The following is a 22,797-nucleotide window of genomic DNA, read 5'->3' as shown; positions in this document are numbered from 1 at the left end:
TAAAATGAGTAAATCATTATTACATATTGAAGGATTGATTGTCTTACTTGTTTCAGTGTATTTTTATGCCAGTATAGACGGGAGTTGGTGGCTATTCTTCCTTTGTTTACTTGTACCAGATCTATCTATGTTGGGGTACGTGATTAATAATTCAATAGGTTCAACTATTTATAATTTTGGACATACGTATGTCATTCCGTTAATACTCATCATTCTTAGTGTTATTTTACATCAAGATTTGATGTTGGCATTAAGTATTATTTGGGTCGCACATATTGGAATGGATCGGACAATCGGCTACGGTTTAAAGTATCCAAGTAACTTTAAGGCTACGCACTTACAAAAAGTTTAGATACCATTTGAACTGTAAGGTGTGATTGTGATGTCAAACCTTTCTTCAACAATCTCGGAGCTTATCTGTAATAAGATAAGCTTCTTTTAGTGTGAAAGAAAAGATTGAGTTGTTTGCACTAATTTGAAATAATTGGTATTACATATGTGTTGGTGATTGCTAAATAGAATCTTGAATCTCCATTTAAAGCATTAAATTTTTGAAAGGGAAGATAACTTATTTAGGAGGAGTGAAAATGACGAATAGAATAGTTGTTGCACTAATAGGTAGTTTTCTTATTTTTGCGGTTGGTTTGTTTAGATTATTTACTGAAACGCTATCCTCAACACCTTTGTTCATTACCTATGTATTTATTATTACAGGGTCAATTGGTGTTGTTGTTAATGGGGTAAGATTAGGGAAAAGCCATAATATCTAATTATCACAGGATTATAATATCTCGGAATCAAGTTTTCCGGAATCTCGGAGCAATCGCTGAATAAAAGGAAGCGCTCTATCGGTTTTAGGCAGGAGTGTGGACGCGTGTATGGTTAGAGGGGGAAGGAATTGAAATATCTACAAAAGATACTACTAGCAATAATTATATCAGCACCACTTTCAGTTTTTGTTTTAGTAATTGGAGAATTTACTCTTAACTACGTGCTTGAATTAGAAAGAGAATATACTGATACTTTTGCTACTTTAATTTCGTTACCGATTTTTTTTGCAATTGTATTTATAGTTTACGGTCTCCCCACAACTTTATTTGCAGATGGATTTCTTAGATTTAAACCATTATCTAAATACAGATCCCTCATTGAATTCATAATTTATTCTTTAGCAGGTCTAGTGTTGTCTTTACTCTTATCAAGCAATTCATTGAATAAAGAAATATTGGTTATTGTCATGGTTCCAGTTTATTTGTACTTGTATGTTCTTACGCTAATCAGAAAAAAAGATAGAAAAGAACTGAATATCATAAACACTTAAGTGAAGTAGTTATTCAAGAATCTCGGAGCGTTTACTTAATAAAAAGTAAGCGCTCTATGTAGGTTTAGGAGCAGGCTAGTGAAAGAAGAGGATATTAAAACAGAGAGGAGTGGTAAAATGGCAATTGTTATAGGGTATGTAATTGCATTTATAGGTGTGTATGTAGCTCTTCTGCTAAGCATAGATAAACCAAAAAATAAAAAATATAAGGTATGGGGCATTGCTCTTATGGTACCAATTTCACCAGCTTTAGCTTTTGCGATAGGGTTAACCTATGCAGTCAGTGTAGGAAGTGGTTGGGCAGGGTTGATAATGTGGTATATTTTCCCCTTTATTTTCACAGTAGGACTCGTTATGTTATTGGTTGGTATTTTCAAGAAAGAAAAAACAGAAATAGTTTGAGTAGTTAAACTAACGGGTGCGATTGTTCAATAGAGCATTAGCCCTTTATTACATAAGCACAAGTAATATCAGTGGTTTAACCTATTTAACTGGCAGAGCAGTAATCTTTAATAAGTAAAAAGGGTTAGAATTTAAGTGAATATATATGGAGGTATAGTAATGTGGGCAATATTAGGGGTCATTGCCATAGTAGTAACTGTTATAAACCTTTCTTTGTATGCAGCAGGAAAGGATTATAAGCTTGCGATGGCGATGGGATTATCATTTACATCATTAACACTTTGTGCAGAATACAGTCTTGTATCTCGATGGGTAAGAGTGGAAGACTGGGCAGCTTTACTGGATGTAGTACCAGGTATGGAAAGAGCATTATGGTTTTTGACAATTGTTTCTATCTTACTAAATATAGCACCTATACTTTTAGAACGAAGAAGTAAGAAATAATCACAAATATTTAAGTATCATGATTTGAGTCCTCACTATCAGGAACAAGTTAAACTCGGAGATATCTCGATTTCAAGTCTCCCGCAAACTCGGAGCTATTATCTAATAAGAGTAGTCACCGTAACTGTGGATAGAGGTAATAAAATAAAAAGACAAAAAGGTAAATAAATATTGTATATCACTTTTAGAAAGGAAGTCGATAACATTACCATATTAAATACCCCTCCTGTGACACTTGCATTATTTGTTATTTACATAGTTATTTTTTTCACAGATAGAATGTGGAGCAATAAATTGTCTAAATGGGGTACAGGAAAGAGTTTTGACTATATGAGTAAGGGAGAATGGTATCGACTCATTACTGCTCCATTCTTTCATATGAACATAATTCATCTCATGGGAAACGCTTTTGGCATTTATTTCGTCGGATTAGTGCTAGAAAACCAAATTGGAAGCATTATGTTTCTTCTCATTTATACAATTGGAAATGTAATTGTTTCCTTGTTATTTTCTATATTTTCTTCATTTAATAAAGGAACAGGGGCTTCTCCTGGGATCTTTGCATTGGTAGGTTGTATATTTTACCTATTTATACAAACTCCTGATCTATTCAATTTCCAATTAGGTACTTGGAAAACAAACTATATTATTTTCTATTCAATTTTAGGAAACTTTATAGGTTTGGGCGGAGCTGTTTCCCACGTGGTTGGATTTATGCTGGGAATCTTGATGAGTTTCTTTTTATTCTAGATTTGTATACTAACTAAGAAGGGTACCTTGTCCAATTATCTCGATATCAAGTCTTTTAATATTGGGGCCATTGAATTGTCCACTTGCTCCATTAACTCGGAGCAAATGCTGAATAAAGAAGTAAGCATTCTAATCAATTCTAGGAGTATTTCTTTGGATGATTAGGCTAAAGTGAAGTCTGATTTGCCTTTTTATTTGAGGATGAAAAAATTTTAAAAGTTTTGAGGGATATAATGAAATTTCGTTGGCACTACGTTCTCTATATGACTGGATTTATTGTGTTATTAGTTGTCTTAGGAGAGCTGAATGATTATTTTGATAGCAAGCAGCGGGCAACCTTTAACGTCTTTCCCTGGGAGATTATTGCAGCATTAAGCTACCTATCTATTGGGGGATATCTAGGTCTCCCTTTACTAATAAAAGAATACAACAAAACTGGTAAGTGGAGGGTGAATGTGCAAAAGCTAACCCTTATTGGTTTACCATCACTTTATCTTGCTTCTTCCTGGTTTATCCCGACTTCTATCCTCCCTGCGTTTCTTTTTCATAGTTATGAGGAGCTGAGTCTTGGTGGTATTATTGCTACGGGATATATAGTCACTATGAGCTTTACTAAAGAAAGTAAGTAATTAATATCGAAATCAAGAAATTAAGGTGTCAGTAAAAAAGTTCGATTATTACTTAATTTGTTAATCAACAACCTCGGAGTAGTTCTGTAATATCATAGCAGAGTAGAGGTTGAAGATCGATCTTCATTAATCGTTCAGCCAACTCAGTCAACGATTTTTTAACATATCAGATAAACTTAAAGATAAGAACCTCTCCTTCAGGTGATAGTGATACTTTCTACTATATACATGATAATATTAAAGTTGTTTTAAAACCTTATGGGAAATTGGTAACCGTCCATAAAAAATCTTAAGGAGAGTATTTGTATGGGTATTAAAGTTGATGACTATGATTTAATAGAGTTATTTGAATGTGAACCTGATTATTTATATGAGAAGGAACAAGGAATATTCATGATAAATAAAATGGATGATGTTGGTATCCGTTTACTCATGCTTGTATCGATTCATGAACAACGATGTAAAATAGATTTAATTAATGCACATAATGATAAGGCACTTATTGAACTTAAGTTTATGAACGTAATTAAGATAGAAAGAAAAGAAAATACGTTACTTATAATTTCAAAAGATAAAAAAGAACCATACACAGTTTGGTTTACTCCTCGAATCGCATTGCAAAGCATTACCTTTTAATCGTAAAAGAAGCTAATAAACAAACCTGTTTAATGTTACATAGAAAGAATATCGTGATCAAGGTATCGCTAAAGCATTGATTAAGTATATAGAAAATGATCTTTGAGTACAGATTCAAATTTCATATTTTTTCTGAGTAGCATTAGCGAAGAGAGGGGAAAGGCACGCAAACTTTACAAATCTTTTGGTTGCGATATAACAGGATATAGATTTGTAAAACTAATGATTGGGGACGGTTCTCATGATTCTTTTAATATTGGGGGCCATTGAATTGTCCACTTGCTCCATTAAATCGGAGCGATTCTGTAGTTTAGAATCGCTTCTTTTTGTTGCGACTAAGTTTTTTGTGCTTCTTTGCTAGTTATTAGGTGTTTCTGTTGAATGTATAGATTTAGAATTGAGATTTTGATACATTTATAGTTACTTCCAGTTATATACATACAAGGTCGCTAGGTAATAAACAAGCGTCAGCACCTTCTTTAAAATCTACTTTTTAATGGGGGATTACGTGTGAAGAGACTGAAGTATCTAGTTTACCTTCTTTCTACCCTGATATTTTTGTGTTCTTGCGAGGCACCTTTTAATCAGGTGATAGATCAAAATCATTTAAAGGCTTCAGAGTTTAACGCTGTAGGAATTCCACCTGGTACTGAAAGCAAATATGATTTAATGATTGAAATGGACAATAACGAGACCTTCACTGTAAAAGCCTCTATTTTGATAAAGAATATTTCAAACGATACTTGGAATGAAATCCCTTTTTATTTCATACCCAATATGTTCACCGCAGAAAACTCTCCTTCGCTTGAAACACCTTCAGATCTTAGTATGATTGAAGTTTCTTTAAATGAAAAAAAAGTAGAGTTCACGCTCCAAAAAGATTCGCTAACGATACCATTAACTCCAGCATTAGCTCCTAATGAAACAGTAAATGTAGAATTTTTATATAACTTCACACTTCCAGAAAAAGGTCTGAGGTTTACTAAAAAAGAGTCGGATTTTTATTTAGCGCAATGGTATCCTATGGTGCCAACATATCGAAATGGGTGGAATAAGGAGGATTACCGTTTCAAAGGAGAATCCTATCATACACCATACAGTGATTTTCTCCTGACATATAATGTTCCTTCAAATTATACGGTCGTCACCACTAGTGAAGCAGATGGCATACCAAGTGATAACGGAAATGCATTTAAAATTGAAAACGTGAAAGAAGTATTTCTAGCATTGCTTGAAAGTCCCTATATCGTTGAGAGGCAAGTGAATCATACAAATATTAGAGTATTTGGGGTCGATGGTCATTCGAAGAATGAGGAAGAAATTGCTGCTATAGCAAAAGATGCTCTTGAATACTTTCAAGAACATATAGGCATCTATCCAAACAGCCAGTTGGATATTATTCTGGATAGCATAGGTATGGAATACCCAGGGGTCGTCACCGCAGGTTCCTATTATAATACGAAACAAGTTGATACAGATTCACTCAAGAGTATGGTGGTCCACGAAATGGCTCACCAGTGGTTTTATGGGATGATAAGCAATGATCCCTATAATGATGCTTGGTTAGATGAGGGTTGGAGCGAACTAGCTACTATGTTGTTTTATTCAGATCTAGGGGAAACTGATTTTTCTTTTGAATTTGGAAATGAAATAAGTAAAGACTTTCCTTTGCCGGTTAATCTAACGTTGGATGAATATCTAATGGGAGAACAAAGCTCATATATTTATGGAAAATCAACGGCAAAGTTAGGAATGTTATTTCAGAAGTATGGTGGGAAGGAAAAAGCCGAAAATTTTCTGAAAGCCTATTTCGATCACTATCAGTATAAAGAAGTTGATACAGAAGAATTTGTAAGATTTATTAAGTATTACTTAAACCTTGAAAATAATGATGAATTTGAAGCTTGGTTGGATGGTTACTGAAAAGGTTTTATTAAGCAATCTCGGAGCGATTGTTGAAGAACTCTAGCATAAACTTTCGACTTCCTGGACATAATAAAATCAAGATTACTAGATTCGTAACTTGGGGGAGTGAAGTGAATGTTGTTATCGCTTGTTTGGGAAAAGTATAATCTTGATAAGAAAATTGAAGGATATTCTCCATTAACGCTCAAGACTTACTATTTTCAGTACAATCAGCTCTTATGTCACTTTGGTAATGTTGATATGAATGTGATTACGACAAATCAGCTTAAATCATATTTATTGAAAATGGGGAGTCATTTAAAGCCTTCTAGCTTAGGGCATCGTATCCGGTGTATACGATCGTTGTTTAAATGGACTTATGATGAAGGGTTTATTCAGAAAAATCCAGCTGCTAAATTGAAAGAACCTAAGCTTGGTAAAAGGATACCAAAGTTTCTTACTGAAATAGAAATTGAACTCTTGAGAGAGGGTTGTCAGAACACGATGGAAAAAGCTTTGTTTGAATTCTTTTACTCAACTGGTTGTCGTATTGGTGAAGTTGTGAAGATCAATCGTGAAGATATTAATTTCCATACAAATTCAGTCATTGTTCATGGAAAAGGGGACAAAGAGAGAGAAGTGTATTTTAACACACGCTGCTCAATCTGGTTGAAACGCTATCTTGATGAGCGTGGTGATCTTGAACCTTGCTTATTTATAACTGAAAGAAGGCCAAAAAGACGGATGAGTATTGACCTTATTCGCTATATCATTAAACGAATTTCTAGAAATGCAGGGCTAAAAAAAGAGATTCACCCTCATCAATTAAGACATAGCTACGCGACGCATATGATTAACAACGGCGCTCCTCTCGAGGTAATCCAAAGTTTGATGGGGCACGAGAAAAGTGAAACAACCAAATTGTACGCCCAGCTTAGTGGAAAATTACGGTACGATTTCTATACGAAGTATTTCTAAGAAGCTCATCTAAACGACCATACTAAGTATTGAGCTGACGGGCACACGTGCCATTATAATGATTCTTCAAGTCAGCAAGTTAATCTTAAAAGCACCTATTCATTTCTTTTTTTCTTCAGCAATATATAAATATAATGACATCAAACCAGCCTTCTTTCATACAATACTGTTGGGGTGGGAAAAATGCCAAGAGTAAAATATACAAGTAAAGACATCGATTTAATGGCAAGGATGATGAGAGCTGAAGCCGAGGGTGAAGGAAAGCAAGGCATGCTATATGTAGGGAATGTCATTGTGAATCGTGCAAAAGCGAATTGTTTAGATTTCCAAGATGTGAGAACTATTCCTCAAGTTATTTATCAAGTCCAGGGAGGGAATTATTCTTTTGAAGCAGTTCAAAAGGGTAATGTCTTCTACAACAGAGCAAGATCGGCTGAGAAAAGGTTAGCGAAAAAGAATTTGGATTATTGGAGAGAACACCCAGGGAAATATTCTCTATGGTATTTCAATCCATATGGTCCTTGTCCTCCTACATGGTACGGTCAGCCTTTCGCTGGTCAATATAAAAATCATTGTTATTATGAACCAGCACCTGGAACATGTGGCAGTGTCTATATTGGTGGGTGAGTCTTTTCTATTCAGAAATTAAGATATGAAAGCCTTCTTGAAAGCGGATGCTACTTGCATTCGCTTTTCATTTGTATTTTATCTAATTGAAAAAATAATTAAATGATATTTGAAGAAAGGACTGTAAATTCCTGTTATCATCAAATAAATTGATAAAAAATTAAACTCTCACCATATTAAGGCGAGAGTTTAGTTGATACTATTAAGATTTTATATAAAGAAAGTTCTCAATTATTTAATATGTTGAAGGTCATCATTTAATTTCTTTGATTCATGCTTGAAGTATAGATAGAAAGCTATCCACATCACGCTATAAAAAACGGTTGATATAATGAGGAATATAAGAATGTTTATTGCTCCACCTTCAATCCAACCGATTCCATACGCTAAGATAAAGTAAACGATCGTTACTGTGAAAAAATGCAAAGCGGTTTGCTGTGAAAGTTTTAGTGAATGAATTTCAAAGTATAGGGGTGTGACGGTAAATAACCATCCACAGAAAATGGCACCTAAGGAGTTTGTCACAAAAAGGCTTGAATCAAGTGTCGTTTGTTCTCCGAAAAAGATCACAGCGTACGTCAGCAAAACAGCCAGGAATCCCCCGAAAAATAGTCCTATCATACTTCTAAATAGAAATGTTTTCATTTATTTGTTCCTCCTATTCATTTTTAGAACGTCTTTCAATTTTCCTACATAGTGTCTTGAAGCATATTCTTTTTTGCCAGAGTGGAAGTGTACAGCAAGTGTTCCGTTAAAAGATGGCTCAAAATGATTGATTTCGTGCAGATTAGCAATAACGGATTTGGAGAGGCGTATAAATGTACTAAATGGAAGACTCTCTTCTAGCTCATATAATTTCTCCTTCACTTTAAAAACACCATCGGAAGTTGTCGCCATGACCTGATCCCCCTCTGAATGGAAGTAGTGCACATGATTTGGTTTTATAATGTGCTGCTGCTCGCCTTTTTTTCCTACAATGAACTCTGTTTTTTGTGTATTAAGATAATCGAGTATCTCTTTAATTGAATCATCCACTTCTTTGCAGTGAATCGTAACGCTAGTTTCTCGATACTTCCCGTCAACGTCGAGTGAAATTTTCACTTGTTCACGTCCTTCCTTTTGCGTCCTTCTTATGGTTAGTATAGATCTGGAAAAGGTGGATGTCATTAGAATGAAGGTAAGGGGTCATTACTTGCGGATCAGATGCATCTGGCGACGTTTCTCTTACGTTGCAATGACGGAGGTTGCTAAGAACAATTTAAGCTGCTAAAAGAAATGATTGCCAGTAAGATACTGTTTTGAAATAATTGGGAGTGAGGAAATAAAGTGCGGAGGTTAATCAAGATGGGACATATTGTAGCAGCGATTTATGTAACGTTAGGTTTTTTATTATTTTCGTTTGCTTATTTTGATGGGTTTTATGTGACTTGGTTTGATGAGCTTGGTATTAGCATTATTGTATTTGGTATCGCTTTGCACCTAGTTATTTTCATAAGAGAAGATGAAAAGAAGAGAACCTACCATCAAAAGCGAGAAAAGGAAGAAGAAGTTGATGAAGAATTTTAACCGTTTTATAGTTAACGAGCAAGGAGGAGATCGTTGAAAAGACCTATAGGTGTTTCACTCATAAGTTATTTCTATTTATTTGGAGCTGTTGTTTTACTAGTAACGTCAGTCTTTTATGATCCGAATGCGAATTCTATCGGAATGGCAGATCGAGTTGGATTACCGGATGCACCGGAAAGGTTAGTGAGAGTAGGTATCGCTTTTCTTTCTTTAGGGATGATTTATGGATATATGAGGTTGAAAAAGTGGGGATTCTGGATGATGATTACTTATTCCATTGTTTTCGGATTCATTAGTTCAATACTTGTTTCGAATCAATCTCAGCAACCCTTTTTCGGGAATATGCTTTTTTCAGTGGTTGTAATAGTTTATACCATATATGTTAGAAAAAATTTTCTGCAAACGTACGATCAGGGCGAGTAAGTTAAGGAACAATAAAAATGATGTGAATAAGCTAAATAGAGTGGGTGGAAATAACGGATCAACTTCAAGTACAAAACGAGTAATTAAGAGAGATTTTAAAAAAATAAAAGAAGTAGATTAGCAGATATTAATCTTATCTTGAGTAGTTCATTTTTAGCTGAAAAAGGGTAGATGATGCTATAAATGAATGTTAAAGAGAGAGGGTATGGTGCATGCCGAAATGTAAGAATTGTGGTTATCAATTTAAGTGGATAGAGATGACAAAGAATACAATTGGAATGAAGCAGTTTATTTCAGGGATAACATGTCCAAACTGTCAGGCACCTCATTATTCTCAATTAAGAAGATCTCGCTATATTCCTTTCTTTATTCTTTTTCATATTTATTTGATGTTCTTTCTTTTTTATAGCGAGAAATTCACAGTGTCTTTGTTTATTGGAGGTGTTGTCGTTTTCTTGCTATTATTGATCTTCCTCTTTCCATATATGATTACTTTGAAATATGGGAAACAACCGGATTTATATTGAATGCGTTTATAGGGTTGCAACATTAGCCTGTTTTTTGATGGAGGAGTTATAAAAATTGCTTGTGATGGGCCGATTTAAAGGTGAATAGAAACGGACATAAAGACACAATTCTTTTTAAAGAGAAAGGGCTCACCTTCTTATTTGATAAGGTGACCCCATCTAATCAGTTCTTCGCTTTTTTGTTCGCTCGATCTTCTTCCTCAGTTTCGAGCATGCCGTAATCACCATTCATCGCCTGTTCATCTAAATCCGCACCATATTCATTCGTAAATTTGTTTCTATTGTTTTGATTTATTTCGCTTTTGCTTGGTGTCTTTTTGTCCATGATATTCACCTCCACTGAATAGGTTGGCTAATCATGGAAAAAGTATACCTATTAAATGAGCCGGATAACCACTATTTCTGAAACATTTCACACACTTGTCCGTATGAAAGAAATAACCATTTTATGGAGGTGGTAGGAGTGTTCGGAGAAAAATCAACTTGTAGTATTTGTAAAAAAGAAATCAAAGGAAATGATGTTGTCTATGTTAAGATGCGATATCCTTCACATAAAGGTATGACGGAAATCAAAGCATTTCTGAAAAACGAAGGTACGTTCATTTGTGAGACTTGTTTTAAAAACAACTAAGATTAAAAAAAGCGCCTCGCCCTTATAGAAAAGGGTGAGGCGCTTTTGGGCGACATCCATTATTGATAATTAATGATCGATGGATTTGGATCAAGTTGCAACACTTCGGATGGGGTTAGAACCGGTTTATCTTTGTTATAGAAAATTTTAAATCCGCCGTATTGAACAGGCTCATTTCGAACAAATTTACGGTAAAGCGACATTTTCGTTCCATAGTCGCCGTATCCGTCAAAGTTTAGAGCAACCTCTACGTTATCTGTTGGCTTGATTGCCTGTTTGTTCGTCACAGCGTGATCAGTGAACTGGTGGACGAGAACAATCTTATCAGGTAGATCATTATCTTCAACAAATTTAGATACATAGTCGACAACTTCCTGTACTTCTGAGCCATCCACACTACCTAGATCGATACCTGGTGTTTGACCTTCTTCTACGTGGAACTCCGTATCGATGGCAACATGAACGTAAGGAAGCTTAAGCCATTTTTCAAGAAGCTTCACTTGATGAAGAGCAGTGTCACGACCAAGCTGAACATCTAGCATTAAAATGGCATTATGTTTCTTAGCAAGCTCTGCGTATTCGTCAATATCCTCTTCTGAGGTCATATGATAATATTTTCCATTCGGTCCTGGATCGCGCTGAGCAATCGTTGTGATTAACTCAATTGTTGGAATCGCTGGCCGGTTTGGATCAGCATCGGAATAAGCTTGTGTTTGTTCTTTTAATTTCGTCATCAGGGCTTCAGGTTCCATCTCACCGAGAATGCCCATTTGAGTGGAGTTCGGTTGACCATAGTAAGCAACAAGGCGGTAATCTTTTAGAATACCATCCGTTTCATCAGTTGTGCCTTCCATTAGCGTTTCGCCAACGGGTGTATTTCTTGTGCGGTCTTCACCGTGGGCTTCAACGACAGGCATTTTCGCTAATTCTTCTTCGGTCATGGTTTCATCAAGCGGTTTAGCGTCCTCAGAAGGCTCCATGGCTTTGAAAGGTTGAGGAGTCTCTTCTTTTTTTTCCGTCTTTTCTTCGTTTTCTTTGTTTTCATCTTCATTCGTTGCTTGCTGATCAGCTTGTTCGTCAGTTTGCTCGTTTGTTGAGGCGGTGTTCGAACATGCGGTAACTAAAGCTACTAAAGCAACGAGAAGGAAAAGGAATAGCTTCCTCATGATATTCACTTCCTTATGTAAGTTAATGAGATTCATAGTTTTGTCAAAACGACCTTCTCATTCTAACACATCCCGAGTAAAACCGAACGAATAGACAGGTAATAAGGTGAAATGAGGTAATCAGTACTATATTTCATATCGAAAGCGATCATTTACAAAGAAAAGCTGCCGTCCTTTTAAATGGATGGCAGCTTTAAAGCTGTTGACAGGTGAAACATTTTTACATGTAGAGGTTCATTCAGTTTAGTCAATGGAACGCACGTACTCAGCGATTGCGGCAACTTCGCCTTCTTCGAATTGAGGTTTTGTTTCATATTCATGGCGTTCAATAGCGTCGTCGATGGTTTCAGCACTTCCATCGTGTAAATAAGGCGCTGTTGCAAAGACGCCAAGTAGCGTTGGAACATCAAACTGAGAAGGTGTTCTAGTATAAGGAAACCTTCATTTTATGTAAACCCTTTATTAACAATTGATTGAAAAGTCAGTGCTGTTTTGGAAAATGCGTTGAAATGCCAAAAAGCAGTGGAACGAGTTCCACTGCTTTTTGGGTATTTATTGTGTTTTATTTCTAATATAATCTCGTATCATTCGTCTGTGGCTTCCAACCATCAGCTCTGGAAGATGGTCTGAAGAAAAGTATCCTAAAGCTATACTTTCTTCTGTGTGGGTGAGATCTCCAGCATACTCGTTTGTAACATAAGCCGTTGTGACAGAGTAGAATTCATCACCGTTATCTGCTTTCGTGAAAAATTCTTCACCAGAATAGAGTTTGAAAAGAGTGAGCTTTTGGATTGTTAAACCCGTTTCTTCAAAAGACTCTCTTACGGCTGTTTCTTCCGTTGATTCTCCTGGTTCCATCAATCCACCAGGTAACCCCCAGCGTTTTTGTTTTTCGTTACGCTGTTGGAGTAGAATTTCTCCATTTTCGTTTAAGATTATTGCGACGGCCCCGACTAAGATCAGTGGCCGATGACCAACAACGTCACGCAATTCCTTCACATAATTCATGCCTATCGCTCCTTTTCATCCTATTATAAAGGAAGATCTCTTTTCGCGAAGATCATGATGGCAAGGGCATAAAGGACGGTACCTAGTAAGAAAAGGAACGTCATTGATGGCCAGATTTCAACAGAACCTCTGGCAATCTCAACTGGCCGAAATGTTGAAAAGAGAGAGAGATTCACCATCCAATCGAGTTTATCGCTCATTTTCCCGATTAAATCCATTCCATAGAAGCCGATGGTGAGTAATCCAGAAAGTCCTAGTGCCTGTCGCTCATCATTTAATAAGGAAGAGAATAGAAACGAGTAGGCTGAGATGACGTAGAACAAAAGAATACCGACGAGATTAACCTTCATAAACGTCATGGCTTCAAACGGCTTATCATCAATTAATATTTCTGTTCCAATGACTCCTGCAAGAGCAGTTGTTAATCCGATAATAAGAAGTCCGGTGAGCAGCACAAGAGATTGAGTGAACGCAATTTTCTTTCGTGAGTTTGGTGTTGCGAGAATGTAAGCCATTGATCCTCTTTCAATGTGACGAGCCATTAGCTGTGAAGCTGTCATTAAGCAAAAAATCGATAAAATGACTATATACAGTAATCCATAATATTCCCCTGCAATAAAGTCACTTACATGCTGAAATCCACCTTCCATTCCAAATGCAGCTAGAAAGCTTTCGGGCATAGACTCCATTAATTCATTCAAACCAGGTGCATCTGCAATCGAAGGGTAGATGCCGATGATAAGAAGCAGGTAAAGTGCAGAGCCAATTGCATAGCTAGAGATGGACTTGGCATGGACTTTTAGCATCCTAGCATAGAGTGTCATATTCATGATTTCTCTGCCTCCCTGTCGTAATAAGTAAGAAAGACTTCTTCAAGGTTTTGTTCATGAATATCAATGTTCCGAATCTGATAATCTCCTAAAGCAGTAATAAATTGATTGTAGTCACCTTGAACCGCTATTTCTGCGCGGTTATCTATGACTGATATGACCTCGAGGTTACTTTCTTTGATACGCTTTGCTTCTGCTTCAGTAGCAAACGTAACATCAAAAAGACGACGCTGCTTTTGCTGCAGATCATGAATATTCTCGACGACAACAATTTTTCCATCTTTAATGATCGCAGCTCTGTCACACGTTCGTTCAATTTCGGAGAAGCTATGAGAAGACATTAGGAATGTAGTGCCTTTCTCTTTCTGCTCCATTACAATTTCAATGAAAATTCGCTGCATGAGCGGGTCAAGACCAGAGGTTGGTTCGTCTAATATAATAACTTCAGGTTCATGCATAAAAGCAGCTACGATCCCCACTTTTTGTTTCATTCCTTTGGACATTTTACGAATAGGAGTTTTTACATCGAATTGAAGTCTATCAATTAGCTGATCACGGTATGTGGTGTTTTTTAGATCTCTCATTCCGCCAACTAATTGAAGGAAACCGATGCCATCCATTCCATCTAGAAAGGCTATTTCACCAGGGAGGTATCCGATCTTCCTCTGGATTTTGGCAGCATCTTTCCACGTATTCACTCCATCTATCGTAGCCGTGCCTTTTGAAGGCTTCATGAATCCCATTAAGTGACGTATCGTTGTCGATTTACCAGCACCGTTCGGGCCGAGAAATCCAAATACTTCGCCTCTAGGAATGGAGAACGTAACATCGAAGATCCCTTTTCCGTTTGGAAATTGTTTTGTTAACCCGTTTAATTCGATCATTGAGGTGTCCCCCTCAGCTAATTTTTGAACTATAATTTATTATATATTTCATTATTATCATAAATGACTCTATGATAATAAGCAACATTTATTGAACTCATATTTAATAAAAAGTTCAATAAGTGATATACTAATGGTGGTGATGAGAATGAATGGATTTGAATTACGTAAACAACAGAAGCGTAAAGATATAATGGCGTCAGCTTTTACGTTATTTAACAAAGAAGGTATAAAGAAGGTAAAGATTAGTGACATTGCTCGTTTTGCTAATGTCTCTCAGGTCACGATTTATAATCATTTTACGAGTAAGGAAGAGCTTGTAAGAGCGGTGCTTAAAGACTATATGAACAATCAATTTAAAGCCTTTAAAGAGGTAGTTCAGCAGGAGCATTCTTTCGCTGAAGTGATTGAATTGATTATTTTTGAAAAGCATAAGGCAGTCCAAAGCCTTAATCCATCGCTTCTAGCAGAAATGTTAACGACAGATGAAGAGCTAAAGGATTACGTAGAACATTTTTATCGAACTCAGACACTTCCATTGTTTGTGCAACTCTTAGAAAAGGCACGTGAACGAGGAGAAATTAATGCTTCACTTTCGATGGAGTCGATTATGCTATATCTCAATGCCTTAAAGACAGAGGTGCAGCGCATTCCAGCCGAAACATGGTCAGAGCGAAAGGACTTTCTCGACGATGTTCTTCAACTATTCTTTTATGGTTTAAGTGGTGGTCCAGTTTCAAGTAGGAATGAATCTGAATAATCATTCATAAACTGAAATGTGTGTAAATTTTCACAAAATTTTAATAGTTTGTTAATTTATCTAACACACACCTGTTGTATAATGAAGCCATACAGAGGGAAAGTTGGTGAATTTTGTTGAAAAAGCTGAAAAAGTTAACCTTTAAACAGCTCGTTGATCAAAATAAAGCAGAACTTCTTAAAAATGAAAAAGAATTAGCTGAAATAGAAAAACGTATTGATAATAGACACGTTTAATTCAAAGGAAACAGTCGTCAATCGGCTGTTTTTTTGCATGAATTAGAATCATATTTGTTGCTTCTCCCAGTGCTAAACTATAGAAAGGAGGCGGTCGGATGGCGAAATTAGTAAGTTTGAATGTAGGGAAACCTATTGAAACGCGCTACAAAGGGAAGTTGATCTCTACAGGCATATACAAACAACCAGTGAGTGAATCAGTTTATGTATCTAAATTACAAGTAGAAGGAGATGGGCAAGCGGATCTTGTTCATCACGGAGGATCAGAGAAAGTCATTTGTGTTTATCCCTTGGAGCATTATGCCTATTGGGAAGAACGTTTAAGATGTGAACTGAAGGCTGGTGCATTTGGTGAGAATTTTACAGTAGTTGGAATGGATGAGACAGAAGCTCGTATCGGTGATATTTATCGAATTGGTGAGATTCAAGTACAGGTTAGCTTACCGAGGCAGCCATGCTTTAAACTCGCGAAGAAGTTTGAAGTTGATAACATGCACTTATTTGTGATGGAAAATGGATACAGTGGTTATTATCTCCGAGTGTTAGAAGAAGGTGAAGTTAAAGCCGGGGATGAAATAACCCTTGAGAGTCGTCCAGATCATGATGTAACTGTTGCTTTAGTCAATCGCGTTACGTACAATGATCGAAAAGATCGCGCTGGGCTCGAAAAGGTATTACTTGCAAAAGAACTGAATGAAAACTGGTATAACAAGCTAAGTAAACAGTTGAGCGCGCTTTAAGTTGCGCGCCATTATTTTTTAGCCATTCTATAATAAAAGACGATCAGCATAATAATCGTAACGAAAGTAACGGTGTATTTAACAATCTGCATCAGTTCCATTGATTTCTCCTCAAATAAAAGCTGGAACCGAGTGGATCCAGCTTATCTGTAAGTTAAACAACTTTTTCTTTTAATGCTTTCCCAGGTTTAAAAGCAGGTGTCTTTGAAGCTTGAATGAGAATTTCTTCACCAGTTTGCGGGTTGCGTCCTTTTCGGGCAGAACGTTCCCTTACTTCAAAATTACCAAATCCTACAAGCTGCACTTTTTCCCCTTTCGCAAGTGCCTCAGCAATCGTATCCATTAACGTGTCTACCACTCTTGCAGTATCTTTCTTTGACATTTCCGATCTTTCCGCAACTGTCGTTAGAAGTTCCGCTTTATTCACTAAGTTTCATCCTTTCTAAATTTGCTAGTTTCAATGCTATGGCACTATTTTCGCCAGTACATCAGTGATTTATACATCGTGAATAAAAGAATATAAAAAAGAGACTCTTAACGAATCTCCAGTGATTATAGGATATTAATAGTTGGATAGTTGTTTGTACTCTTTTTGAAGGTCCGTCAGTGTACATTGATACAGATGGTGGTCAGCGGTGGAATAGGCTCCTGCCTCAATAAGCTTCGAAATGTAGTAATTTCTACGTTGCTCTAGTGCTTTTCTGAGCTGATTGGTTTCCATGAGCACATCCTCCTTAACGATTTTTTATTCCCAGTATGTCCTGGGGCTATGCATTTTAATCAAAATTAGATGTGACAGATTGGACAAAGGACATGTAGGATTCTTAGAGCGCCTTATACATAATTGAAGCTTTTTATAGAAATGAGATGATGAGCAATGAATGAGGAGCAAATTATTTGTGCAATTGAAGCCATTCAATGGGATTACGAAGAAGCTCTTGTACCTGAATCTATTCACTATATTCAAAAAGATGACCTAGTGATGATCAAAAATGATAAATCAGCAAGCGTCTATGCGAATAAGGTTGTTCGCTTCAGTCGAACTCTTAACGAGGTTGAAGAAGCGATAGCGTATTTTCAGAACAGTCCCTTCTCCTGGTGGATCCAAACAAGTTCTGAGTCTAGTGAACTCGAAAAAAAGCTTATTAAATTGGGGATGAACCACGCAGATACATACGTTGGTTTAGCAAAGGAACTAACAGAAGAAATTCCGTCATCATCAGAATATATCCATAAGGAAGTGACAACGAAAGAAGACGTTCTTGGGCATGTAGAGACCGCAGGGAAGGTTTGGGGTTATGACAATCAGGCGATGCAAGCTGCTATTAATGAAAGAGCTTCTTATCTTCAGTTCGCTGAGCGAAGAGGAGGCTATACGCTCTTACTAGACGGAAAGTATCCAATCGGTTATTCAAATTATCGCTATAGTAAGGATGGGAAAGCTCTTTATTTAAATGGAGCAGCGGTTCTGCCTGAATATAGAGGGAAAGGGATTTACAAAAACATGCTGAAGGCACGTTTATATAAAGCGAGTCAAAGAGGATGCGAGATAGCGGTGACGCAAGCGAGAGTCGGTACTTCTGAACCTATTCTACGAAAGCTGGGGTTTAGGGAGTATGCGGAGTATAAGCAATATATCCGAGAATAGAAGCGCAAACAGTAGCCAACCTTTTGTGAAGATGCTGTAAATCTCATTGTGTTTCTGTAAAAAGGTAGGATTGCGAAGAGAGAATCTGGAATACTCAACGTGAAGAATTAATCCTTCGCCTTCTTAAACTTCCGTTAAAAAGGAGCTGTTCTGTTGTTGAAAACCTTTGTTCTAGACACCAATATTCTTTTGCATGATGCTCATTCCCTATTTCGATTTGGTGACAATCACGTTGTGGTTCCAGCGATTGTGATTGAAGAAATCGATTCTAAGAAGCGGTTGATGAATGAGGTAGGTCGTAATGCACGAGAATTTAGCAGAATGTACAAAAAACTGCGAGATAAAAACAAAGGCAAGCTCGATGAACCGATTCCATTTGAATCTGGAGGAACATTTCGAATTGAGTTAAATCATCGCTCTTTTGATAAACTACGAAATGAGTTTAGTGAAGATTCCAATGATAACCGCATTATTGCAGTATCGATTAACTTAAGCACGGATGATATAGGAGATGTCGTTCTTGTTTCAAATGATATGTTAATGATCGCGAAAGCAGATGCCTTAAAAAAATCACTTGAGTTACCATCTTTTTTTCCTGAACTATATGAAAATGATCGTCTTATTGAGCACGTCGATCGTCTTCATAGAGGCTATCATGAAATTCTAGTGCCTCCTGAAATCATTGACTCTCTTTATAAGAGCGGCGAACTCTCTATGAATATTCTGCGTGAGTATATGAACACAGAAGTTTATAGTCAAGATTTTATCCTTTTAAAAGATATTTTTGGAAGTAGTCATTCTGGGATTGGAAGAGTATTAATTCGAAATCAGAAAGTAGTAATTCAAGGCCTAAACCGAGAAAGTGAACATATTTGGGGAATCCTCCCAAAAAACGTGCAGCAGCGTATGTTAATGGAACTGTTGATGGATAAAAGTGTTTCACTTGTTTGTGCAACTGGAAAGGCGGGAACGGGGAAAACGCTTCTTGCACTTGCTGCAGGACTTAGTCAGACGGAAGACGAGCAGCATTATCAAAAGCTACTTGTTTCAAAGCCCGTGGTACCAGTTGGAAATGATATCGGCTTTTTACCTGGTGAGAAAGAAGAGAAGCTTAGACCCTGGATTCAACCAATCTATGATAATCTAGAATTTTTATTTGATGCCAGTAATGAAGAAGAGTTAACAAACATTTTAACTGGCTTGAGGACGCTAAAAGTCGAAGCGTTAACGTACATAAGAGGGAGGAGCATCCCTCATCAATTTGTGATTATTGATGAAGCTCAAAACTTATCTCCACATGAAGTGAAAACGATTTTAACAAGAGTAGGCGAGGGAACGAAGATTGTTCTAATTGGGGACCCCGAACAGATTGATCATCCTTACCTCGATTCAGTGAACAATGGTTTAACGTATGCTGTTGAACGGCTAAAGCAGGAAGATGAGGTAGGAATTGTCCACTTAACGAGTACAGAGCGAAGTAAGCTTGCTGAAATAGCTGCTCGACTTCTTTAAGTAGTACGAAGGGATGATATCCTCAAAAAATAAAATGGGAAATTAGACCATATGGAACTAGACAAACCGATCTTTTCTGTCAGATAATTCAGTTAAAAGAGAGGGGCGCTAAACATGAGTGATGTTAGATTAATACCATTCAAGGTTAATGCAGTCGTTCAAGAAGCAGGAATTCTTCCAGATGGGATTGAAATGATTCAAGCACCAGCGGTATGGGAAGAATCTGAAAAAGGAAAAGGACGAATCATTGCGGTAGTAGACACAGGTTGTCAAATTGATCATCCTGATCTTCAATCACGTATTATTGGAGGTAAGAACTTTACGCAAGATTTCGGTGGAGATGCAGATCGTTATGATGATAATAATGGTCACGGTACGCATGTCGCCGGAACGATTGCAGCAACGAACGGAGAAAAAGGGGTTCAAGGTGTTGCCCCAGATTCAAAGCTCTTGATCGTTAAAGTACTGAATGAAGCAGGAAGTGGTTCATATCAATCTATCATTAATGGGATTCGGTATGCCATCGATTGGAAGGGGACAGAAGGTGAACGGGTAAATGTGATCTCGATGTCGCTCGGTGGACCATCTGATGTACCAGAACTTCACGATGTTATTAAAGATGCCGTGAATCAAAATATTTCAGTTGTGTGCGCCGCTGGTAATGAAGGAGACGATAGAGAAGACACATCTGAATTTGCTTATCCAGGTGCCTATAATGAAGTAATTGAAGTAGGAGCGGCCTCTTTCCAACGCACGCTCGCTCCATTTTCCAATACGAATAATGAGATTGACTTAATTGCACCAGGTGTAGATATTCTTTCAACTTATCCTGGTAGTGAATATGCTGTTCTTTCTGGAACCTCAATGGCTGCTCCGCACGTATCAGGGGGACTGGCACTTCTCATGAATGTTTCTGAGAAGGAATTTAAGCGCACGCTTAGTGAAGCTGAAATTTATTCACAGCTTATCAAGAGAACCGTGCCTATCGGTTGTACAAAGCAAGCTGAAGGAAATGGCCTTCTCGCTTTAAATTTTATGAATCAGCTCGAATCGCTCTTTAATATTTATACAACCGCGTGGGATCAAACTGAAGTGAAATCAGAAAAAGTAACGAAATAACTTCACAAGTAAAGTGAAATCAATATTATCATTTACATCACAAATCGTAGTGCGAATTAAGATTCGCACTACGATTTGTGTGTTATATAAATATGTTGGTGCATGATATTTCCAATCTAAGGTGGTGAATCAGGTTCAAAAGAAGTGGACTTGAGAAAAAGTATGTAAAAGGATTCACTATGCAACAAAGCATTCATTTTTGATGTGAGCTAGGAGGATCTTCATAAGGTTAATGATATTTTCCTAGTTCTTATTAGGTACACACCCATGATAGATGCATAGGATAATTTATACATTGTGAAGGGATTGAGAAACTATGTACTATGATCCTTCTGTGCATCCTTATCATCACTATCAACGTCCGCCAACTTATAACGAGGAGAGACAGCCTGGTTACGAACCTTTGCCTCAATTGACAAAGCAAGGTCTTGCATCTCCATCTTCTAACAATGCTGGAAGTAGGGAATTCAAAGATTATGGACCGAAACCATTTGTCGCTAATATTAATGAAGCAACGAAGCAAAACGATACCTTTCGCACAGCTTTATGGACAGGTGAACATTTACAATTAACGTTAATGAGTATCGATGTTGGTGAAGACATTGGTTTGGAAATGCACCCGAACGTTGACCAATTTTTGCGAATTGAACAAGGGCAGGGAAAGGTGCAAATGGGGAAACGTAAAGATTCTTTGAATTATGAACGAGAGGTTTATGATGATTATGCTGTATTTATACCCGCTGGCACATGGCACAATCTCACAAATACTGGAGATGTTCCGATTAAGCTTTACTCGATCTATGCTCCACCTAATCATCCTTTTGGAACGGTTCATGAGACAAAAGAAGATGCTATAGCGGCGGAAGAAGGCGAGCGTAATCGAAACTCAGCTGTGTTTGGCAAAACGCCAGATGAATGGGTGAAATACACGGAATTCTTAGTAAATGAAGGGTTGGAAGATGTCGAAAGAGGTATAAATGCAACACACATTCTTCAAGAGTTTATTCTAATGGGAGTGCTGGTTGGAAAGGGTTACTCTCCTGAAAAAGCCTATGAAATAGTGGAAAATTGGGAGCGAACTGGACAGTCCAAACTTCTTCAACAAAGTAAGAAAATGTAGAAAATAGCTTAAGAAAATGAACAAGATGCTCTACGGTCGTAGTTTGATCAGGGTTCGAATTGTTTAACAGAAATTTTTCACCCCAGAAGAGCTTAAAAAGGATTAGCTCTTCTGAGGTGAAACCATATTTGTGCTAATTGGAAGTTTAACTTCAAAAGGAGACATCACTTTCTTTCGTGTTTTGTGGGTCATCCGTTCTATTTGCTTCTTGTATCTTTATTTTTTCAAGTTGTTCGATCATATGCTTGTAGTCTAGCTGGCTAATATTAGGGTAATGATTGATTTTTCTTTTAATGTCATCTAACTCAGTAGGGAGTTTATTTCGACTGTTATTTGAAAACATAGCCGCAACGGTTCCTGTAATAACACCGATCGTTCCAATTCCGACCATCATTAATACCGCAGCAACCAGTTTGCCTGCAGCTGTTTCAGGATAGAGGTCTCCATACCCCACCGTAGTAGTAGTCACAACTGCCCACCAGAGGGCATCACCATATGTCTCAAATTCTGGTTCAATCCATTTCATCGAAAGCGCTGAAATGAAGAGGAGTGAGATAACATAGACAAACGCACGATCAATTTTATATTTGGTTAGAAAGAGTTCAAAAACAGACGTGCGGTGATTAATAAGTGCGACTAATCGAATCACCCGTATAAAGCGGACGAGTCTTGCGGTCCGAAACAATTGATCGAGCGGAATAATAGCAATCAAATCCAGCGGATGTTGTTTGATAAAAGTCCATTTGTGATCACTTAAAAAAAGCCGCGTCGCATAATCAAGTAAGAATAAAATCCAAATAAAAAAATCGAGCGCTGCGCCTTCGGGATCGGGTAAATCAATGACGAGTGAAAAAATAAGGAGAAGGGCGAGCACAAATTCATAAATCAATCCTAGAGACTGCTTTTGCAATGGATCACCTTCTTTTGTCTATTTA

The 22,797-nt window shown here is 37.2% G+C and carries 32 protein-coding genes and 1 pseudogene; 22 read left to right on the top strand and 11 right to left on the bottom strand.

The features are described from left to right. The first annotated feature begins 4 nt into the window (after window positions 1-4). The 11 genes from AC0VYH_RS18155 to AC0VYH_RS18105 all read left to right on the top strand — a co-directional run bounded on the left by AC0VYH_RS18155 (window position 5) and on the right by AC0VYH_RS18105 (window position 7,692). The gene (locus tag AC0VYH_RS18155) at window positions 5-352 is read left to right on the top strand and encodes a DUF4260 domain-containing protein (protein ID WP_475367584.1); all 348 of its coding nucleotides are present in this window, start codon (window positions 5-7) and stop codon (window positions 350-352) included. A gap of 235 nt (window positions 353-587) precedes the next feature. Further along, window positions 588-770, top strand: a complete 183-nt coding sequence (locus AC0VYH_RS18150) for a hypothetical protein (protein ID WP_475365772.1) — start codon at window positions 588-590, stop codon at window positions 768-770. A gap of 128 nt (window positions 771-898) precedes the next feature. Next, complete coding sequence (locus AC0VYH_RS18145; protein WP_475372872.1) at window positions 899-1,321, top strand: hypothetical protein; 423 nt, start codon at window positions 899-901, stop codon at window positions 1,319-1,321. Window positions 1,322-1,399: 78 nt separating this feature from the next. Beyond that, window positions 1,400-1,723, top strand: a complete 324-nt coding sequence (locus AC0VYH_RS18140) for a hypothetical protein (protein WP_475372871.1) — start codon at window positions 1,400-1,402, stop codon at window positions 1,721-1,723. Window positions 1,724-1,882: 159 nt separating this feature from the next. Beyond that, window positions 1,883-2,167, top strand: coding sequence for a hypothetical protein (locus tag AC0VYH_RS18135; protein ID WP_136948887.1), 285 nt, complete (start codon window positions 1,883-1,885; stop codon window positions 2,165-2,167). Between the two features lie 294 nt (window positions 2,168-2,461). After that, window positions 2,462-2,917, top strand: coding sequence for a rhomboid family intramembrane serine protease (locus AC0VYH_RS18130; protein WP_206889187.1), 456 nt, complete (start codon window positions 2,462-2,464; stop codon window positions 2,915-2,917). Between the two features lie 233 nt (window positions 2,918-3,150). Then, the gene (locus AC0VYH_RS18125) at window positions 3,151-3,546 is read left to right on the top strand and encodes a hypothetical protein (RefSeq protein ID WP_404681170.1); all 396 of its coding nucleotides are present in this window, start codon (window positions 3,151-3,153) and stop codon (window positions 3,544-3,546) included. Between the two features lie 306 nt (window positions 3,547-3,852). Continuing rightward, window positions 3,853-4,182, top strand: a complete 330-nt coding sequence (locus AC0VYH_RS18120; RefSeq protein WP_136948889.1) for a hypothetical protein — start codon at window positions 3,853-3,855, stop codon at window positions 4,180-4,182. Window positions 4,183-4,692: 510 nt separating this feature from the next. Continuing rightward, entirely contained in the window at window positions 4,693-6,105 is a 1,413-nt protein-coding gene (locus AC0VYH_RS18115; protein WP_475372870.1) for a M1 family metallopeptidase, read from the top strand. A 117-nt stretch (window positions 6,106-6,222) separates the two neighbouring features. Next, a complete protein-coding gene (locus tag AC0VYH_RS18110) occupies window positions 6,223-7,065 on the top strand; it encodes a tyrosine-type recombinase/integrase (protein WP_194218923.1) in 843 nt (280 codons plus the stop codon). 183 nt (window positions 7,066-7,248) lie between these two features. Then, window positions 7,249-7,692 carry a cell wall hydrolase gene (locus AC0VYH_RS18105; RefSeq protein ID WP_194218924.1) on the top strand — a complete coding sequence of 148 codons (444 nt, stop codon included), beginning with the start codon at window positions 7,249-7,251 and terminating at the stop codon, window positions 7,690-7,692. Window positions 7,693-7,923: 231 nt separating this feature from the next. Here the strand turns inward: AC0VYH_RS18105 and AC0VYH_RS18100 are convergent, their stop codons facing one another. Together AC0VYH_RS18100 and AC0VYH_RS18095 are read right to left on the bottom strand one after the other, a co-directional pair. Further along, on the bottom strand, window positions 7,924-8,337 hold the full coding sequence (locus AC0VYH_RS18100; RefSeq protein WP_475372869.1) for a DUF3021 domain-containing protein: 414 nt from the start codon (window positions 8,335-8,337) through the stop codon (window positions 7,924-7,926). After that, the gene (locus tag AC0VYH_RS18095; RefSeq protein WP_475372868.1) at window positions 8,338-8,793 is read right to left on the bottom strand and encodes a LytTR family DNA-binding domain-containing protein; all 456 of its coding nucleotides are present in this window, start codon (window positions 8,791-8,793) and stop codon (window positions 8,338-8,340) included. Between the two features lie 243 nt (window positions 8,794-9,036). Here AC0VYH_RS18095 and AC0VYH_RS18090 point away from each other — a divergent pair, with 243 nt between their 5' ends. The 3 genes from AC0VYH_RS18090 to AC0VYH_RS18080 all read left to right on the top strand — a co-directional run bounded on the left by AC0VYH_RS18090 (window position 9,037) and on the right by AC0VYH_RS18080 (window position 10,208). Next, entirely contained in the window at window positions 9,037-9,258 is a 222-nt protein-coding gene (locus tag AC0VYH_RS18090) for a hypothetical protein (RefSeq protein ID WP_430241112.1), read from the top strand. Window positions 9,259-9,291: 33 nt separating this feature from the next. Beyond that, window positions 9,292-9,681, top strand: coding sequence for a hypothetical protein (locus tag AC0VYH_RS18085; protein ID WP_475372867.1), 390 nt, complete (start codon window positions 9,292-9,294; stop codon window positions 9,679-9,681). A gap of 212 nt (window positions 9,682-9,893) precedes the next feature. Continuing rightward, window positions 9,894-10,208 carry a TIGR04104 family putative zinc finger protein gene (locus AC0VYH_RS18080; RefSeq protein ID WP_475372866.1) on the top strand — a complete coding sequence of 105 codons (315 nt, stop codon included), beginning with the start codon at window positions 9,894-9,896 and terminating at the stop codon, window positions 10,206-10,208. 163 nt (window positions 10,209-10,371) lie between these two features. On the opposite strand, the gene AC0VYH_RS18075 is transcribed toward AC0VYH_RS18080, so the two are convergent. Continuing rightward, window positions 10,372-10,533 (bottom strand): DUF4021 domain-containing protein, encoded by a 162-nt coding sequence (locus tag AC0VYH_RS18075; RefSeq protein WP_194218936.1) that lies wholly within the window; start codon window positions 10,531-10,533, stop codon window positions 10,372-10,374. A gap of 138 nt (window positions 10,534-10,671) precedes the next feature. Between AC0VYH_RS18075 and AC0VYH_RS18070 the strand changes: the two genes are divergently transcribed. Beyond that, a complete protein-coding gene (locus tag AC0VYH_RS18070) occupies window positions 10,672-10,839 on the top strand; it encodes a Fe3+ hydroxamate ABC transporter substrate-binding protein (RefSeq protein ID WP_475367914.1) in 168 nt (55 codons plus the stop codon). A 59-nt stretch (window positions 10,840-10,898) separates the two neighbouring features. On the opposite strand, the gene AC0VYH_RS18065 is transcribed toward AC0VYH_RS18070, so the two are convergent. The 5 genes and pseudogenes from AC0VYH_RS18065 to AC0VYH_RS18045 form a co-directional block, all read right to left on the bottom strand. Then, window positions 10,899-12,005, bottom strand: coding sequence for a hypothetical protein (locus tag AC0VYH_RS18065; RefSeq protein ID WP_475372865.1), 1,107 nt, complete (start codon window positions 12,003-12,005; stop codon window positions 10,899-10,901). A gap of 243 nt (window positions 12,006-12,248) precedes the next feature. Then, window positions 12,249-12,446, bottom strand: a pseudogene (locus tag AC0VYH_RS18060) (c-type cytochrome); the annotation flags it as partial. 111 nt (window positions 12,447-12,557) lie between these two features. Continuing rightward, window positions 12,558-13,013 carry an NUDIX hydrolase gene (locus AC0VYH_RS18055; protein ID WP_226615137.1) on the bottom strand — a complete coding sequence of 152 codons (456 nt, stop codon included), beginning with the start codon at window positions 13,011-13,013 and terminating at the stop codon, window positions 12,558-12,560. Window positions 13,014-13,036: 23 nt separating this feature from the next. Further along, entirely contained in the window at window positions 13,037-13,843 is an 807-nt protein-coding gene (locus tag AC0VYH_RS18050; RefSeq protein WP_475372864.1) for an ABC transporter permease subunit, read from the bottom strand. After that, window positions 13,840-14,727: an ABC transporter ATP-binding protein gene (locus AC0VYH_RS18045; RefSeq protein WP_475365756.1), complete on the bottom strand. Its 888-nt coding sequence runs from the start codon at window positions 14,725-14,727 to the stop codon at window positions 13,840-13,842. The genes AC0VYH_RS18050 and AC0VYH_RS18045 overlap by 4 nt, the downstream gene beginning before the upstream one ends. 148 nt (window positions 14,728-14,875) lie before the next feature. Between AC0VYH_RS18045 and AC0VYH_RS18040 the strand changes: the two genes are divergently transcribed. The 3 genes from AC0VYH_RS18040 (at window position 14,876) to AC0VYH_RS18030 (ending at window position 16,463) form a co-directional block, all read left to right on the top strand. Beyond that, window positions 14,876-15,487, top strand: coding sequence for a TetR/AcrR family transcriptional regulator (locus AC0VYH_RS18040; protein ID WP_475372863.1), 612 nt, complete (start codon window positions 14,876-14,878; stop codon window positions 15,485-15,487). A gap of 116 nt (window positions 15,488-15,603) precedes the next feature. After that, window positions 15,604-15,723 (top strand): FbpB family small basic protein, encoded by a 120-nt coding sequence (locus AC0VYH_RS18035; RefSeq protein ID WP_370314259.1) that lies wholly within the window; start codon window positions 15,604-15,606, stop codon window positions 15,721-15,723. Between the two features lie 98 nt (window positions 15,724-15,821). Then, complete coding sequence (locus AC0VYH_RS18030; RefSeq protein ID WP_475372862.1) at window positions 15,822-16,463, top strand: MOSC domain-containing protein; 642 nt, start codon at window positions 15,822-15,824, stop codon at window positions 16,461-16,463. Window positions 16,464-16,617: 154 nt separating this feature from the next. Here the strand turns inward: AC0VYH_RS18030 and AC0VYH_RS18025 are convergent, their stop codons facing one another. Beyond that, entirely contained in the window at window positions 16,618-16,890 is a 273-nt protein-coding gene (locus tag AC0VYH_RS18025) for an HU family DNA-binding protein (protein WP_226615133.1), read from the bottom strand. A gap of 135 nt (window positions 16,891-17,025) precedes the next feature. Beyond that, on the bottom strand, window positions 17,026-17,184 hold the full coding sequence (locus tag AC0VYH_RS18020; RefSeq protein ID WP_194218945.1) for a Fur-regulated basic protein FbpA: 159 nt from the start codon (window positions 17,182-17,184) through the stop codon (window positions 17,026-17,028). Window positions 17,185-17,340: 156 nt separating this feature from the next. Between AC0VYH_RS18020 and AC0VYH_RS18015 the strand changes: the two genes are divergently transcribed. From AC0VYH_RS18015 to AC0VYH_RS18000, 4 genes are all read left to right on the top strand, one after another. Further along, window positions 17,341-18,111, top strand: a complete 771-nt coding sequence (locus AC0VYH_RS18015; RefSeq protein ID WP_475372861.1) for a GNAT family N-acetyltransferase — start codon at window positions 17,341-17,343, stop codon at window positions 18,109-18,111. A 150-nt stretch (window positions 18,112-18,261) separates the two neighbouring features. After that, window positions 18,262-19,623, top strand: coding sequence for a PhoH family protein (locus tag AC0VYH_RS18010; protein ID WP_475373802.1), 1,362 nt, complete (start codon window positions 18,262-18,264; stop codon window positions 19,621-19,623). A gap of 114 nt (window positions 19,624-19,737) precedes the next feature. Further along, window positions 19,738-20,742 carry a S8 family peptidase gene (locus AC0VYH_RS18005; RefSeq protein WP_475372860.1) on the top strand — a complete coding sequence of 335 codons (1,005 nt, stop codon included), beginning with the start codon at window positions 19,738-19,740 and terminating at the stop codon, window positions 20,740-20,742. A 316-nt stretch (window positions 20,743-21,058) separates the two neighbouring features. After that, window positions 21,059-21,862 carry a cupin domain-containing protein gene (locus AC0VYH_RS18000; protein WP_475372859.1) on the top strand — a complete coding sequence of 268 codons (804 nt, stop codon included), beginning with the start codon at window positions 21,059-21,061 and terminating at the stop codon, window positions 21,860-21,862. Between the two features lie 151 nt (window positions 21,863-22,013). Here the strand turns inward: AC0VYH_RS18000 and AC0VYH_RS17995 are convergent, their stop codons facing one another. Beyond that, the gene (locus tag AC0VYH_RS17995; protein WP_475372858.1) at window positions 22,014-22,772 is read right to left on the bottom strand and encodes a potassium channel family protein; all 759 of its coding nucleotides are present in this window, start codon (window positions 22,770-22,772) and stop codon (window positions 22,014-22,016) included. Between the last annotated feature and the right edge of the window lie 25 nt (window positions 22,773-22,797).

Source organism: Anaerobacillus sp. QJM3NY_32 (assembly GCF_056173645.1).
This window is presented reverse-complemented; position numbering and strand designations above follow the sequence as displayed.

Excerpts from the sequence above, each read along its gene's own strand:
- AC0VYH_RS18080 (WP_475372866.1), top strand. The coding sequence starts at position 9,894 with ATGCCGAAATGTAAGAATTGTGGTTATCAATTTAAGTGGATAGAGATG.
- AC0VYH_RS18005 (WP_475372860.1), top strand. The coding sequence starts at position 19,738 with ATGAGTGATGTTAGATTAATACCATTCAAGGTTAATGCAGTCGTTCAA.
- AC0VYH_RS18020 (WP_194218945.1), bottom strand. The coding sequence starts at position 17,184 with ATGGAAACCAATCAGCTCAGAAAAGCACTAGAGCAACGTAGAAATTAC.
- AC0VYH_RS18105 (WP_194218924.1), top strand. The coding sequence starts at position 7,249 with ATGCCAAGAGTAAAATATACAAGTAAAGACATCGATTTAATGGCAAGG.
- AC0VYH_RS18055 (WP_226615137.1), bottom strand. The coding sequence starts at position 13,013 with ATGAATTATGTGAAGGAATTGCGTGACGTTGTTGGTCATCGGCCACTG.
- AC0VYH_RS18065 (WP_475372865.1), bottom strand. The coding sequence starts at position 12,005 with ATGAGGAAGCTATTCCTTTTCCTTCTCGTTGCTTTAGTAGCTTTAGTT.
- AC0VYH_RS18015 (WP_475372861.1), top strand. The coding sequence starts at position 17,341 with ATGAATGAGGAGCAAATTATTTGTGCAATTGAAGCCATTCAATGGGAT.
- AC0VYH_RS18125 (WP_404681170.1), top strand. The coding sequence starts at position 3,151 with ATGAAATTTCGTTGGCACTACGTTCTCTATATGACTGGATTTATTGTG.
- AC0VYH_RS18000 (WP_475372859.1), top strand. The coding sequence starts at position 21,059 with ATGTACTATGATCCTTCTGTGCATCCTTATCATCACTATCAACGTCCG.
- AC0VYH_RS18040 (WP_475372863.1), top strand. The coding sequence starts at position 14,876 with ATGAATGGATTTGAATTACGTAAACAACAGAAGCGTAAAGATATAATG.
- AC0VYH_RS18075 (WP_194218936.1), bottom strand. The coding sequence starts at position 10,533 with ATGGACAAAAAGACACCAAGCAAAAGCGAAATAAATCAAAACAATAGA.
- AC0VYH_RS18050 (WP_475372864.1), bottom strand. The coding sequence starts at position 13,843 with ATGAATATGACACTCTATGCTAGGATGCTAAAAGTCCATGCCAAGTCC.
- AC0VYH_RS18135 (WP_136948887.1), top strand. The coding sequence starts at position 1,883 with ATGTGGGCAATATTAGGGGTCATTGCCATAGTAGTAACTGTTATAAAC.
- AC0VYH_RS18120 (WP_136948889.1), top strand. The coding sequence starts at position 3,853 with ATGGGTATTAAAGTTGATGACTATGATTTAATAGAGTTATTTGAATGT.
- AC0VYH_RS18150 (WP_475365772.1), top strand. The coding sequence starts at position 588 with ATGACGAATAGAATAGTTGTTGCACTAATAGGTAGTTTTCTTATTTTT.
- AC0VYH_RS18090 (WP_430241112.1), top strand. The coding sequence starts at position 9,037 with ATGGGACATATTGTAGCAGCGATTTATGTAACGTTAGGTTTTTTATTA.
- AC0VYH_RS18100 (WP_475372869.1), bottom strand. The coding sequence starts at position 8,337 with ATGAAAACATTTCTATTTAGAAGTATGATAGGACTATTTTTCGGGGGA.
- AC0VYH_RS18155 (WP_475367584.1), top strand. The coding sequence starts at position 5 with ATGAGTAAATCATTATTACATATTGAAGGATTGATTGTCTTACTTGTT.
- AC0VYH_RS18030 (WP_475372862.1), top strand. The coding sequence starts at position 15,822 with ATGGCGAAATTAGTAAGTTTGAATGTAGGGAAACCTATTGAAACGCGC.
- AC0VYH_RS18110 (WP_194218923.1), top strand. The coding sequence starts at position 6,223 with ATGTTGTTATCGCTTGTTTGGGAAAAGTATAATCTTGATAAGAAAATT.
- AC0VYH_RS18045 (WP_475365756.1), bottom strand. The coding sequence starts at position 14,727 with ATGATCGAATTAAACGGGTTAACAAAACAATTTCCAAACGGAAAAGGG.